The organism is Salinicola sp. MH3R3-1 (genome assembly GCF_001937155.1).
Classification (GTDB): Bacteria; Pseudomonadota; Gammaproteobacteria; order Pseudomonadales; family Halomonadaceae; genus Salinicola; species Salinicola halophyticus.
Genome location: NZ_MSDP01000016.1, coordinates 35681 through 50402, shown reverse-complemented (window position 1 = coordinate 50402; position 14722 = coordinate 35681). Strand labels below are relative to the sequence as shown.

Genomic DNA, 14722 nt, shown 5'->3' with positions numbered 1-14722 from the left:
CTTTCGCTCACACGTTTTGCAAAAAACGAACTTCTGGTAGAGGATCTTGTTCAGCGTTTTGCAAGATCCTTAGCAGCTCACTGTCTTGAGATTGCTCTTTTTCAATAATATTTTTTGCTAACTTAACGCAAGCTGAACGCACAAACGAAACACTAATAGACTCACGACTAGCTGAATCAAACTTACTATATTCTGCACTATCAAAGATAATCGGCAACGTTTCTATTAACAAATTCACATTCTCGCTGGATAAATATTGCTTTGCATACATTTCGTTAGCTGCAAAGAGCATAGCAGACAAACCTATCATCCTAATTGGCAGGATCGTATAGACAAATCGGGAGATTAAAGCATCAATAGTGGGAGAGCACTGCAAATCTCTCCAGACTAAAATAGCGTAAGAAGCATGTGCCAATGTATTGGCATCGTTCGACTGCAGCCCTTTTTTAATCAATTTTTCTACGGGCTCGACAAACGCTTGATTTGAAGCAGCAAAAAACGGAAACGCGCCTAATACTTCTGGCTCATTTAGGTCAAAATAAAATGCATTTAGTTTTTCAAAGCTTTCATCTGACAACTCACTGAGGGCCAGCGATGGAACAACGGAACGAGATAACGCCTCGCCTATCAACTTTACGACCTGATCCTGTCTGTGTCTCAAAATACCAAAAATATCATTTTTTTCTTCTCTCCGCCTCCAGGCAACTAATTTCTCAAAATATTTAACAGCTTGATAACTTGTTGGGTACTGCCGAGCACCTTCTCCTTTTGCTGCGTTAACCAGATCAGCCAAAAATTCTTCTCTAGTCAACATTCCTCCATCATCTTCAAACAAATGATGCCTAACAATGTTTTCCACATCAGAACATTCTGGCGCTGGAAGTTTGAGAAAAACATATTTGAGTAACCCTACATCCGGAAAAACACCTAGGGGGCATTCCCCCCATAACCTCTCTGCAATTTTATTTCTTTCGGCATTGGTGAGAAAATCTTTTTCTACCAAGGGAATAAGCCGAAGAAGTGCAGGCGCGCTTAAAGGAGAGCAATAGGATATGCAATCTATTATTTCGTCCACCCGACGATCAAGAGCAGAGTTTTTTACTCTTTTCCCTGGAAAATTCACAACAGGATTTGCCCATCTATCGCCTTCATCGATACTTATTTCGGATTGAAGCGGAAAGGATAGCGCGTCCAATAAAATTTCATGCTGTTCGTTTTCAGGCACGCTTTTGAGAGAAAATTTTGCAAGATTGTCAATTGGATCAAAAAGCCAAACATGATGAAAAGCATTTTTTTTCGCGAGAGATACAGACAAACAAAATATTGATTTTGCCTGATCTATAGACGCCCGAACAGACAAACGAGCCAAAACCTCAATAAAGACTCGAAGGCGATCAACATTGAAAACATTAGAGCCGTTACTTTTTTTTGCTTTTTCCCCGCTAAAAAAATCAATAGCTCGCGAGCACTGCTCTATTAAGAGTTGCACATCATATTCTGGAATACATGCCACCTTCATTCTAGAGAAGACTTTCTTTAACACATCAGAACTATCGCTATTAGCAGAGCGGATGGCTAAAGAGAAACGTTGAAAATTTTCAACTTCATCCAGCTCGGCCAACCTTGCCGCCTGCTCGGCGAAGAAATTAGCACCGCTCCATTTCAAAGGCATGCCAACAGCGCTAGAGATTTTATCTAACAGAACTAACGGATGGGTTTCATTATCGACCCTTGTCCCGTTAGTCTTATTCTTATACCGTCCAGGTTCAAACGATGGCTCTACCAATTGCATTTGCTGCTGTCTATCTAAATCTTTTGAAACACGCTCTCTAATCTCTTCAATGTGATCCCAAGGATCACACTTAGAATCCTGGTAGATAGATGGAAATGGTTTCAAGTCACTTTTAAATGAAGATATATCAATACCGCGCATGATCCAATGCGCCCAAGCTAACCTCGAAACAATATAGATAGAACTGTATTCATTCCTATAACTAAAAAGAAGCTCTTTATATGCCTCAGCCACGAGCGACTCACCTTCATCAAATCGCCCAAGCTCTGCAAATAGCGAAGCTTTTCTCAACTTCCATATAGGAGTGATAGCGGTAAGTTTCTCCGAGAGATTTTCTAGTGCCTGATAATCAAAACCATCTCTCGCCAAGATAGCATCATGATAAAAAAGCTCATTATTACTATGACTCCAATACTGCTCCCCCTTCATCAAAATAGCTCTAACATCAGCAAAATCGAAGTCGCTTTTAGAACTATCCAGCCAGCGGGTGTTCGCAAGCAAAATAGCTGCCAATTCTAATTGTTGCTTTTTCGTCAACCCGCATGCTAAATCTGGATCACATACAGCAAATAACTCATTAACTAACCACTGAGGAATAATCTCGTAAACTACACTATGCCTCCAAGCAATTTCATACAACAACCTTGACTTAACACCCTCGCTTAGGTGAGAAAAACTTCTCTTATTTATGGCAATCTTAAATATTTGATTTTTCACCTGAGATCGTTGCAATCGCGGACAAACTAACCAGTCGGGGTAGGATAGCCTCTCTTTTTCTAAAGCTAAAACATCAGCCTCGGTTATTCTAAAACTATCATCACCATCTTCATCCGATTTTTGTTTCTTTCTACCTCTTGCAGCTCTATCGTGCAATTCTTCAGGACACCATTCCCAAACCTTTTTAGGCTCTAGATTTTTTAAGCATTCAAAGAATATTTGTATTGCTTTTAGATGTCGGGCATCAGGTTCATCATAAGATGCAACCAAATTAGAAAAATCTATCGGAGCAACATTGATGGATTCCAAGTATTTCCGTTTCGCTGAACTCAGCTCTAAAGCTCCAACCAAATAAATACGCCTAGAGTGAATTGCCAGGTTATCTCTAACCCACCCTGCCCATTGTAGGAAATTAGGATCATCACCTGAAAATCCAATCAAACAAAGTTCGTTTTCAATAAAAACCTGACGTGAAAAATTTACAAACGCAGCATGCGCAACTGGATATTTCCGATAATCTTCTTCTGTAAAAACGAGATCGCTACTTACATCGATCGTACCATGTAACTTAACTATCCTTGGCGACCTAGCGCTAGACAAATCTTCTTGCCTAGACACAATACTGTAAATCGGTTGATGAATCCTAGCAGAAGCACGCTCCAGCAACGTATCCCAATTAGTAGTCAAGACTTCTGACCACGGCAACTCTAATAATTTATTATATAAATCGCCAGGCTGCCAGGCCGAATCGTTTATTTTTTTCTTTATTAAGTCATGAAGTGCTTGCTTGCCAAAATAGGCGCAATATTCTTCTGCTAAGCGCAGTGGGTCCGAGCTATTCGAGTCTAGCTCTTTGGAGAGAATAGTGGAAAAATTATTCCACAACGGCATTTTTTTTGTTCGATCACCTGTTGACGCTGCACTACGTCCGAAGCCGGCACCTACCATGACGGCAGCTCCATGATAAGTACCATCCTCTTGCCAAAGTGCAGAAGCTAACTTTTTCAATGCAGCATAATCAGGAAGAGAGGAGACATCGCTCATAACCAAACCCCGTAAAAACAAAAGATTATTTTATATTACTTAATTATTATCCAAAATTGCAAAGCAATTTACCTACGTGGCTTGTGGACTTTTAGCACGAATCAAAACTCCAAAAAAACCCGCTCAATAGCGGGTTTTTGCTTACAGCTTTGTAGGAAAAAGCTTACAGGTTAAAAACTCACTCCCACTCAATCGTCGCGGGCGGCTTGCTACTAACGTCATACGTCACGCGCGATACGCCACTGATCTCGTTAATGATGCGGTTGGAGACTGTCTCCAGCAGCTCATACGGCAGGTGCGCCCAGCGAGCGGTCATGAAGTCGATGGTTTCGACGGCGCGAATGGCGATGACCCATTCGTAGCGGCGGCCGTCACCGACGACGCCAACCGACTTCACCGGCAGGAACACGGCGAACGCCTGGCTGGTCTTGTGGTACCAGTCGAAGTTGTGCAGCTCTTCGATGAAGATGGCGTCAGCTTCGCGCAGGATGTCGGCATACTCTTTTTTGACTTCGCCGAGGATGCGCACGCCGAGGCCCGGCCCGGGGAATGGGTGACGATAGACCATGTCGTACGGCAGGCCGAGTTCGAGGCCGAGCTTGCGCACTTCGTCCTTGAACAGTTCGCGCAGCGGTTCGACCAGCTTGAGCTTCATGGTCTCGGGCAGGCCGCCGACGTTGTGGTGCGACTTGATCACGTGGGCCTTGCCGGTCTTGCTGGCGGCGGATTCGATCACGTCCGGGTAGATGGTGCCCTGGGCGAGAAATTCGACGCCGTCGATCTTGGCGGCTTCACGGTCGAATACGTCGATAAAGGTGTTGCCGATGATCTTGCGCTTGGCTTCGGGGTCGTTCTCCCCTCTCAGCTTGCCCAGGAACTCTTCTTCCGCATCGACGCGGATCACCTTGACGCCCATGTGCTGGCCGAAGGTTTCCATCACCTGGTCGCCTTCCTGCTTGCGCAGCAGGCCGTTGTCGACGAAGACGCAGGTGAGCTGCGTGCCGATCGCCTTGTGCAGCAGCGCCGCAACCACGGAAGAATCCACCCCGCCGGAAAGGCCGAGCAGCACGTGGCGGTCTCCGACCTGTTCGCGAACGCGATCGGTCAGGTCTTCGATGATCTGCGCCGGGGTCCAGAGCTTTTCCGCCTTGCAGATATCCAGCACGAAGCGCTCGAGAATCCGCTGGCCCTGTGTGGTGTGGGTGACTTCCGGGTGGAACTGCACGCCGTAGAAGCGCTTTTCCGGCCAGGTCATGGCGGCGATCGGGCAGCTCGGCGTGGAGGCGGTGATGGTGAATTCCTCCGGCGCGCGGGCGACCTTGTCACCGTGGCTCATCCACACGTCGAGCAGGGCATCGCCACGTTTGCCGACATGATCCTTGATACCGCCGAGCAGGTCGTCTTCCGAGGCGACGCTGATCTGGGCGTAGCCGAACTCGCGCTTGTTGGAGCCTTCAGTGGCGCCGCCCAGCTGTTCGGCCATGGTCTGCATGCCGTAGCAGATGCCGAAGACCGGCAGGCCCATCTCGAACACGCATGCCGGCGCCCGCGGCGAGCCCAGCTCGGAGACCGATTCCGGCCCACCGGAGAGGATGATGCCGTTGGGATTGTATTCGCGGATCTCTTCTTCGGTGATATCGAAGGCGCGGATCTCGGAGAACACGCCGATCTCGCGCACGCGGCGCGCGATCAGCTGCGTGTACTGGGAGCCGAAGTCGAGGATCAGAATCTTGTGCGAATGGATGTCGGTCATGAAGGGGCCACCGCCGTAATGGTTTCAATTGCCGAGACAAAAGCACGGCCGGAAAAGAATGAAGAGGAAAGAGCGAAGAGGAAAGATGCACTTCCCACTCCTCCCTTCCCCCTTCCGACTAACGAGTCAATCAACCAGCGCGGTAGTTCGGCGCTTCCTTGGTAATCTGTACGTCATGCACGTGGGATTCGGTGATCCCGGCGCCAGTGATCTTGACGAACTCCGGCTGAGTGCGCATCTCGTCGATGTTATGGCAACCGGTGTAGCCCATGGAGGCGCGCAGGCCGCCCATCATCTGGTGAACGATGGCGCTCATCTGTCCTTTATAAGGCACGCGGCCTTCGATCCCTTCTGGCACCAGCTTCTCGACGCCTTCGTCCTTGCTCTGGAAGTAGCGATCCGAGGAGCCCTGGGTCTGGGACATCGCGCCCATGGAGCCCATGCCGCGATAGGCCTTGTAGGTCCGGCCCTGGAACAGTTCGACTTCGCCCGGTGACTCTTCGGTCCCGGCGAGCATGCTGCCGAGCATCACGGTGCTGGCGCCGGCGACGATCGCCTTGGCGATATCCCCGGAGTAGCGCACGCCGCCATCGGCGATCAGCGGAATGTCGAACGGCTTGAGCGCTTCGGCGACGTTGGCGACGGCGGTGATCTGCAGCACACCAACGCCGGTGACGACGCGGGTGGTGCAGATGGAACCGGGGCCGATACCGACCTTGACCGCGTCAGCGCCGGCTTCAGCCAGTGCGACGGCGGCGTCGCCGGTGGCGATGTTGCCGCCGATCACCTGCAGGTCCGGATAGTGTTCCTTGACCCAGCGAACGCGGTCGATGACGCCCTTGGAGTGGCCGTGGGCGGTATCGACGACCAGCACGTCGACGCCGGCTTCGACCAGCGCGGCGATACGATCCGGGGTTTCCGGGCCGGTACCGACGGCGGCGCCAACCAGCAGGCGGCCATCGGCGTCTTTCGCGGCCATCGGGTAGGTGCGGGCTTTTTCGATGTCACGCACGGTGACCAGGCCGCGCAGGTGGAAGTCCTTGTCGACGACCAGGATCTTCTCGATGCGGTTTTCCTGCAGCTTGGTCTTGATCACGTCGAGCGAGGTGCCTTCCGGCACGGTGACCAGCTTTTCACGCGGGGTCATGATCGCTTCGACGCTGTCGCTATAATCCGGCTGGAAGCGCATGTCGCGCCCGGTGACGAGCCCGACCAGAGTCTCGCCCTCGACGACCGGGAAACCGGAATAGCCGTACTCCTTGGCCATCTCCAGCAGATCCTGCAGCTTGGCGTTGGGACCCACGGTGACCGGGTCCTTGACGATAACGCTCTCGTGCTTCTTGACCTTGCGGACCTCGGCGGCCTGCTGGGTGATCGACATGCTCTTGTGGATGATGCCGATACCGCCTTCCTGCGCCATGGCAATCGCCAGACGCGCTTCGGTCACGGTATCCATGGCGGAAGAGAGCAGCGGGATGTTCAGGGTCAGATTGCGAGTCAGGCGGGATTTGAGGTCGACGTCTCTGGGCAGGACATCCGAGTAGCGGGGTACGAGTAATACGTCGTCGAACGTAAGAGCTTCTTGCGCTATACGTAGCATGGTCGGAAACCCAATTGGCAGGTGGTGGGGAGCCTGTGACAGCCTGCGGCACCGCGAGTGTCCTTGGAGACGGTCCTTGCAGTGTGGACCGGCATGGACCGGGGCCGCGAAAAGTTAATCGCGCATTATAGTCGTTTGGCCGTTGCCTCTCAATGGCAAGCAGGGGTTCGGGGTTCGATCAGCGCTGTATTCGACCGGCACCGTTTCTGACCAGCACCGTTTCTCACCTGCACCAGGGCCGCCGGCTTCATGTTAGGCTTTCGACCATTCATAACCGTTTCCTTCCGGGTCAGCCCATGCCTGCGTTCACCTCACCGTCGCCACAGGCGATCTCCGTCAGCGACCTCAATCGCCAGGCCCGCCAGATGCTGGAGCGCGGCTTCGGCGACTGCTGGGTCGAGGGCGAGATTTCCGGGCTGGCGCGCCCCGCCTCCGGACATATCTATTTCACGCTGAAAGACGCCAAGGCCCAGCTCAAGTGCGCGTTCTTCCGCAATCGGGCGAGCCTGTCGCGCACGCCGTTGAAAGATGGCGACCGGATCAAGGTTCGCGGACGGGTGTCGATCTTCGAACCGCGCGGCGATTATCAATTGATCGTCGATGCCGTGCAGCCCAGCGGCGAAGGCGAGCTGATGGCGGCCTACGAACGCCTCAAGCGCAAGCTGGAGGCAGAGGGCATGTTCGCCAACGCCCGGCCACTGCCCTACCCGCCCCGCCATCTGGCACTGATCACCTCGAACACCGGCGCGGCGATTCGTGACGTGCTCGCGGTGCTGCAGGCGCGCTGGCCGATGATTCGCGTCAGCGTTTTTCCATCCGTGGTTCAGGGCCGGGAAGCGCCGCCGGCGCTGATCCGCGCGCTGGCCTTGATCAATCGTCAGGCACGTTATGAATCAGCACAACAGGATGCCGAGCGCCCGGCGATCGATCCGTTCGATGCGATTCTGATCACCCGTGGCGGCGGCAGCCTGGAAGACCTGTGGGCGTTCAACGACGAGCATCTGGTGCGGGCGATCTTCCACTCGAAGCTGCCGGTGATGGCGGCCATCGGCCATGAGGTCGACGTGACCCTGGCGGAATTCGCCGCCGACGTGCGCGCCCCGACGCCTTCCGCTGCCGCCGAGCGGCTGGTGCCGGATCGCCGCGATCTCGAAGCGACGCTGAATCAGCAGCGCCAGCGCCTGATCCGCGCCTGGCAAGGGCGCGTCAATGCCGAATCTCAGCGCCTCGATCATCTACGCGCCCGGCTGCGCCATCCCGGCGAACGCCTCGCCCAGCAGCGCCAACACCTGGCGGGGCTGGATCGCCGCTTGCAACTGGCGATGCACCAGCGCTTGCAGCGGGATCGGCAACGGCTCGACGCCGCCACCCGGCGCTTCACCTTGCACGACCCCAGCCGAACGCTGCGCCAGTCCCGCGGGCGCGTAGATCAGCTTCGCCAGCGGCTTGCGGCCGCCCAGCAGCGTCGCCTGCACCAGGAGCGCCAAAACCTGCAGGGGATCGCCCGTGAGCTCAACGCCGTCAGCCCGCTGGCCGTGCTGGGCCGCGGCTACTCGATCCTGCAGGACGACAGTGGCCAGGTCGTCCGCGCCGCCAGCCAGACCCAACCCGGTCAGACACTGACCGCCCGCCTCGGCGAGGGCCGCCTGAAGCTGGAAGTGAAGCGTCGCTTGAAGCGCTGAAGCAGGCCAGAATCGGAAAATTACCGCTCGGGAATAAACCGGCGTTTAACCGCCAAATTTCGCGAAAAATTACCGCTCGGTAATCTCTTGGCGTATGATTGTCTGAGTAACGCTATTATTACCGTCCGGTAATTTCGGGAGGCTACAATGGCTCGAACGGAAGAATCCCCTTCGCTACCCCAAACCGTTCGCTCGACCGAAGCAATCGGTGAGATCGTTCAACAATTGCGCCGGGAACAGAAGCTGCTCCAAGCCGACTTGGCGGGGTTAGCGGGTACGGGTAACCGGTTTGTCGTCGACCTGGAGAAAGGCAAGCCGACCCTTCAGATGCAGAAGGTGCTCGATGTCCTCGATCTGATGGGGCTGGAAGTGTCCATTCGACGCAAAGGTAGCGCCGAATGAGCATGCGATCGCTGGATCTCTACGCGGCAGAGTCGCAAGTCGGCACTCTCTTTGACGAGCAACCGCTACGGTTTTGCTATGCCCAGAGCTGGATCGACGACGGTGGCCTGTCATTGGCGCCAGGGTTGCCAGCCGAGGTCCCGATGCACGCGGGCACTGCCGTCGAGTCGTTCTTCGAAAATCTATTGCCGGAAGGTCGACTACGCGAATTTCTGGAGCAGCAAAGGCACGCTACCACGCTCTTCGGGCTGCTGGATGCCGTGGGTGGCGATACCGCCAGCGGCTTCTCTCTGCAGCCATCAGGGGTGCGACCGGAAGCAGCCCGATATCGGCAGATCACCTGGGACGAATTGGCTCGCAGCCTTGCCGATGGAGAGCCCACACTGAGCAGCTTCGAAGGGACAGACGCGCGTCTATCCCTAGCCGGCGCCCAAAATAAACGCCTGTTGATGGTAAAAGAGGGTATCCCCTATCTACCCGAGGGCTCGTCCCCTTCCAGTCATATCCTCAAGCCGGACATCCGCACGTTCGATAGCGTCTGGGCCTCGGCGCTAAACGAAACGTTTTGCCAGTTGCTAGCCAAAGAACTGGGGTTGGGGGCCGCCGAGGCTGCCTATCAACCGGAAACGCAGGCTTGTCTCGTCACCCGCTACGACCGGGTATGGGATGGCAGCCGAGACGAGCTGCGCCGCCTGCACCAGCTGGATTTCTGCCAGCTCGCCGGGGTCCGATCAACCGTTAAATATGAGAGCGACGGCGGTCCCGGCCTCGCGGGTTGTCGAGAGCTGCTGAAGCGAGCCGATGCGCCCTTGGCCGACCATCAGCGCTTCATTCGCTGGATCTTCTTTAATCTGTTGATCGGCAACCACGATAGTCACGCCAAGAATCTTTCCGTGCTCTTTACGGCCGAAGGCCCCCGTCTGGCACCGTTTTACGACCTGATGAGCACGAATCTCTATTCCGGTCTGGCCCGGCGGTTTGCATTCAGTCTCGGTGGCGAGAATCGACCGGGCCAGATTGGCCGCCAACAGCTGGACGCCTGCGCCGGAGAACTTCAGCTACAGCCGCGCTATTTTCGCCAACAAGGTCTTACGCTGGCAGATGCCATGCCCGATGCCGTCGAGCGAGTCAGCAACCGACTGGCACTTATCGCCCGCCAAGGCACCGAGCAGACACTGATCGAGCGTCTCGGTCGACACATCACCAGTCAGGCAAGACGTTCCAAAACGAGATGGGCGTCATAAACGCCGACGACACGACATCGGATGAATCAGTAGTGCCCAGAAAGCCACCGCCGGAAGTCTTCGACGGTGGCTCTCTTCATTCCCACTTCCCCAATCATTTGCTCGAGCGGAACGATCAGCCTGCCGGATCCGGCATCGCGTTCGGCTTGAAGGTGCCGGGGTCGAGGTCATGACGCGACAGCAGCTTGTAGAAGTCGGTGCGGTTACGCCCGGCGATACGCGCCGCCTGGGTGACGTTGCCTTCGGTGATCTTGAGCACCTTGATCAGGTAGCTGCGTTCGAAACCCGCACGCGCCTCGCTGAAGGAGGGCAGCGCGTTCTCCTCGGCGACCAGCGCCTGAGAGACCAGCGCTTCGGGAATCATCGGTGTGCTGGTCAGGGCGACGCACTGTTCGACCACGTTGACGAGCTGGCGTACGTTGCCCGGCCAGCCGCTGGAGGCCAGCAGATTGAGCGCTTCCGGCGAGAAACCTTTGACGAACGGTTTATGCCGCGCCGAGACCTGCGCCACCATGTGCTTGGCCAGCAGCGGGATATCCTCGGCCCGATCGCGCAGCGGCGGCAGCTTGAGGTTGACCACGTTGAGGCGGTAATAGAGATCCTCACGGAAATCGCCTTCGTGCATGGCACGATCGAGATCGCGATGGGTGGCGGAGATGATCCGCACGTCGATGGGGAACGACTTGGTGCTGCCCAGCGGGCGAACCTGGCGCTCCTGCAATACGCGCAGCAGCTTGACCTGCAGCGGCAGCGGCATATCGCCGATCTCGTCGAGGAACAGCGTGCCGCCGTCGGCGGCAAGGAACAGCCCGTCGTGCTGAGTGACCGCGCCGGTGAAGGCGCCGCGAGCGTGGCCGAACAGTTCGCTTTCCAGCAGCTGTTCCGGTAGTGCGCCGCAGTTGATGGCGACGAAGGGCTTGTCGGCGCGCGGGCTGGCCTGATGCATGGCGTTGGCCAGCAGCTCCTTGCCGCTACCGCTGGGGCCGGTCAGCAGCACGCTGACATCCGAGGCGGCGACCATGTAGGCCTGCTCGAGAATGCGCTCCATTTGCGGGCTGCGGGTGATGATCTTCGAACGCCAAGCTTCGCCGCCTTCGCCACGCGCGGTCGGCGTCTGCTTGAGCGCCTCGTCGATCGCCTCGAACAGCTCGTCGCGATCGACCGGCTTGGTCAGGAAGCTGAACACGCCCTGGCGCGTGGCACTGACGGCGTCCGGAATCGAGCCATGCGCGGTGAGAATGATCACCGGCATCCCCGGTAGGCGACGCTGCAGCTCGTGGAACAATGCCAGGCCGTCCATCTCGTCCATGCGCAGGTCGGATAGCACCAGGTCCGGCGCCGTCTCTTCGATGTGGGTCAGCGCTTCGCGGCCACTTTCCGCCGTCGTCACCCGGAACCCGCGGCTTTCCAGGCGCATGCCCAGCAGCTTGAGCAGGCTGGTATCGTCGTCGACCAGCAAGATGTGAGCGGTATGGCTGTTCCTGCCCGGCTCCATGGCTGGCGTTCGGATCGCCCGGGTTTTGGAAGCTGGTGAATCCTGAGTATTCAATGACATAGGCATCTCTCTGCCGCCGCTTCGCCCTGTCTGTCGGCAAGGGCGTGTCACACTCGCCGTGACGCGGTCGCGCGGTATCGACGTGGTCAATCGACTTCGAATCGCACGGTTGGCTTGGTTATTCGTGAGTATTGATGATCACGCGGCGTTACCGACTCCGAAGCACGTTTGCGGGCATTCGAAGATCGGTTGTGGACGTTTTAGCTATCAGTCGCGCGCGTTGATCGTCCGCTCGATATCGGTCAAGGCGTCGAGCTTGTCCGACATCTCCTTGAGCTGTTGTTTCAGCTTCTCGTTTTCGCGCTTCAGTGCCTGCGTATTGCTGTGACCACCCTGCCGACTCGCGTTCGTACTCGTGCTTCGCTGAGCGTACAGCTTGCGACGCTCTTCCAATTCGTTCAGCCACTGCTGCAGCAGCGGCTGGAGCCGGGTCGGCGCCGAGTCGATCGAGGCCTTGTAGAGGTCCGCGGCGCGTTGCCACTCACCGGGGCCATCCCAGGAGAGCACCAGTGCCCGGACGGCCTTCTGGTCCATGCGGTGCTGCCCGACCTTGTCCAGCGTCCGTTGGCGCCAGTCATCGTCCCCGCGTTGCGCCTGTAGACCGAAAGCCACCCAGGCGTCGACCAGGCAGACGTTGTCGGCGTAGCTCGGAATGTCGCCGCAACCGGCAGGGATGGATTCACGGGAGAGCGACTGGCAACCCGCCAGCGCCATCATTCCCAGCAATAACAGCGTGGTTTTCATCTGACTGACCATGTTTTCTTCCTTGCCTCACCGCTCCGAGCCGGCTCGCCCGGTGCGGCGTCATTATCATCGTGTGGCGCTCTATCCTGTTGCGAAACGCGCGCCGGGCGATTCGCCCATGGCAACGTGAGTCGAAAGCAGACCGGCAGTTCGGCATCTTCGACCAGCGCCAGTTGCCCATCCTGCAGTTTGGCGCAGTCGGCCGCGACCGAAAGGCCGATACCGGAGCCCTTCAACGGCCCCTTGCGCCGCGCGCTGCCTTGATAGAACGCTTCGAACAGGTGGTCGCGATCGGCCTCGGCTATGGGATCGCCGCTGTTGGCCACGTCCAGCATTAGCTCGTCACGTTGCTGCGCGGTGCGAATCATCAACTGGCCGCCATCGTTGCCATAGGCAATCGCGTTCGAGATCAGATTATCCAGAATTCTCGCCGTCCGCTCGCGGTCCGCCTGCCACATCACCGGATGATGCGGACTCGTGACCTGCATGCCCTTGTTGTCCAGCGCCAGCCGATGCTTGGATAGCACCTCCTGAATCACCGTTGCGATATCGAACTGGGTGACCTTCATCCGCCGGCTGTTCTGGAGCAGATTGTAATCCAGCAGCTGTTCGATCAGCGTCTGCAGCTCCTGGCCGTTTTCGTCGATCAACCTCACCACTTCGCTCTGGCGCTCGTTGAGCTCTCCGGCCACGCCGTCGCCGAGCAGGGCGGTCCCTTCGCGAACGCTGGCCAGCGGTGTCTTCAGTTCATGCGACATATGGCGCAGAAACTGCTGCTTCTGCGCTTCGAGTTCGGACAGGCGGCCCGACAGCCACGATAGCCGATCGCCGAGCTGGACCAGTTCCGCCGGACCCTGGATACGCGTCGGCACATCGCTATGGTCGCCGCTGCCCAGCCCGAAGATCCGCCGCTCGAGCTGGCGAATCGGCCGCGTGATCAGCCAGGTGAAGAACAGCATCAGGATCAGGCTGGCGGAGACGAGTGCGGCGGTCTGCATCCACAGACGTGTCTTGACTGAATTGGCCTGCTGGCGAATATCGGCGATCCGCGCGTCGATCAGCTCGTTGGTATCGTCACGCACCGCTTCGGACTCGGAGGCAAAACCGGAGAACCCTTCCAGGAAGCCACTCATATCCTTTACCGGCGCCGGGGGAAGGACGCGCAGGCGTTGAAAGCGTTTGGAGAGGGACTGGAAATCGGGATTGTTGCCCATCAGCGGCTCGTGTTGCTGTAACAGAGCGCCGAACTGATTGACCTTCTGGTCGTAGATGTCGCGCAGGCCCTCTTCCTCGATGACGGCATACTGGCGCGCGCTGCGCTCCATCTGCAGCGCCAGCGAACTCAGCATACGCGCTCGGCGCGTCTCCTCTACAGCCTGGCGCGCACTTTGATCGGCCAGCGTCGATAGCTGCGAAAGCGCCTGACCGGCCTGAAACATCAGTACCGCGATCGGCAACATCACGACGACGAAGGCCAGCAGTACCAGTTGAAGTAGCGAGCGAGGACGCCAACGTCGGGAGAGCTCGGTGGTCATGAAGATCGCTCTATGCAGGATGCCCATCGGGGTCATGGATCGTTCCGCAAGGATAACATTATTGTTGAACGCCTATTCGAGCCACGATGCGTCGATAGTCGATCGGGCCTGGAAGTGGCGTTGTCGAGAATCGGATTTCAAAACGCCCGACAAAAAAGCCTGACAAAAAAAGAGGGCCGGCAGAGCCGGCCCAAGGTACGCAGGGAACTGAAGGGTCGAAAACGACCTAGAAACACTGCCTGAATCAGCGATTTCGAGATCGCTCCCGTGGGCCAGAAGGCCCCGAAGCCAGTATCCGACTCAGCCATTCAGGGGCTATCGAGTACTGTGGCGGCGAACCGCCCGCTTCGTTTCTGAACCGGTCGCCTGGAATCCGGATACTCGATCCTGGAAATCCTGCGGCCGGTCACAATGGATCCCCTCTTGCGAGGGGGACGGCATCCTTGCCGGGGCATCCTTGCCCGAATGGTGTATCTCCCTGCCCGATGGGCCACACCCGTCTCATCGCAACCTAAGTCACACATCGCGTGGAGCAGACGCTGTCGAATCTTGCTGGCTCCGCACAGGGTAGTTAGGAGCCCTACAAGATTCGGCGAGATGACTTCCGGAGAGGCCATCTCGTCGCTCTCGCCAAAGACTATAGCGATCCGCGTG

9 protein-coding genes are annotated in these 14722 nt (G+C 56.7%); 3 read left to right on the top strand and 6 right to left on the bottom strand.

Features of this window, described 5'->3' with window-relative positions; translation table 11 throughout:
• Positions 1 to 7 precede the first annotated feature (7 nt).
• The 3 genes from BTW08_RS10390 to guaB form a co-directional block, all read right to left on the bottom strand.
• Entirely contained in the window at positions 8 to 3553 is a 3546-nt protein-coding gene (locus tag BTW08_RS10390) for an SIR2 family protein (protein WP_075562460.1), read from the bottom strand.
• A gap of 178 nt (positions 3554 to 3731) precedes the next feature.
• Positions 3732 to 5306, bottom strand: coding sequence for a glutamine-hydrolyzing GMP synthase (gene guaA / locus BTW08_RS10385; protein ID WP_075562459.1), 1575 nt, complete (start codon positions 5304 to 5306; stop codon positions 3732 to 3734).
• 130 nt (positions 5307 to 5436) lie between these two features.
• Complete coding sequence (guaB, locus tag BTW08_RS10380; RefSeq protein ID WP_075562458.1) at positions 5437 to 6906, bottom strand: IMP dehydrogenase; 1470 nt, start codon at positions 6904 to 6906, stop codon at positions 5437 to 5439.
• A 296-nt stretch (positions 6907 to 7202) separates the two neighbouring features.
• On the opposite strand from guaB, the gene xseA reads away from it, so the two are divergent.
• The 3 genes from xseA (at position 7203) to BTW08_RS10365 (ending at position 10234) form a co-directional block, all read left to right on the top strand.
• Complete coding sequence (gene xseA / locus BTW08_RS10375; protein WP_075562457.1) at positions 7203 to 8588, top strand: exodeoxyribonuclease VII large subunit; 1386 nt, start codon at positions 7203 to 7205, stop codon at positions 8586 to 8588.
• 147 nt (positions 8589 to 8735) lie between these two features.
• Positions 8736 to 8990: a type II toxin-antitoxin system Y4mF family antitoxin gene (locus BTW08_RS10370; RefSeq protein ID WP_075562456.1), complete on the top strand. Its 255-nt coding sequence runs from the start codon at positions 8736 to 8738 to the stop codon at positions 8988 to 8990.
• Positions 8987 to 10234: a type II toxin-antitoxin system HipA family toxin gene (locus BTW08_RS10365; protein WP_075562455.1), complete on the top strand. Its 1248-nt coding sequence runs from the start codon at positions 8987 to 8989 to the stop codon at positions 10232 to 10234. The genes BTW08_RS10370 and BTW08_RS10365 overlap by 4 nt, the downstream gene beginning before the upstream one ends.
• Positions 10235 to 10349: 115 nt before the next feature.
• On the opposite strand, the gene glrR is transcribed toward BTW08_RS10365, so the two are convergent.
• From glrR to BTW08_RS10350, 3 genes are all read right to left on the bottom strand, one after another.
• Entirely contained in the window at positions 10350 to 11729 is a 1380-nt protein-coding gene (gene glrR / locus BTW08_RS10360) for a two-component system response regulator GlrR (RefSeq protein ID WP_075562454.1), read from the bottom strand.
• 267 nt (positions 11730 to 11996) lie between these two features.
• Complete coding sequence (locus BTW08_RS10355) at positions 11997 to 12545, bottom strand: hypothetical protein (protein ID WP_246837699.1); 549 nt, start codon at positions 12543 to 12545, stop codon at positions 11997 to 11999.
• The gene (locus BTW08_RS10350) at positions 12530 to 14104 is read right to left on the bottom strand and encodes a HAMP domain-containing sensor histidine kinase (protein ID WP_246837698.1); all 1575 of its coding nucleotides are present in this window, start codon (positions 14102 to 14104) and stop codon (positions 12530 to 12532) included. The genes BTW08_RS10355 and BTW08_RS10350 overlap by 16 nt, the downstream gene beginning before the upstream one ends.
• Between the last annotated feature and the right edge of the window lie 618 nt (positions 14105 to 14722).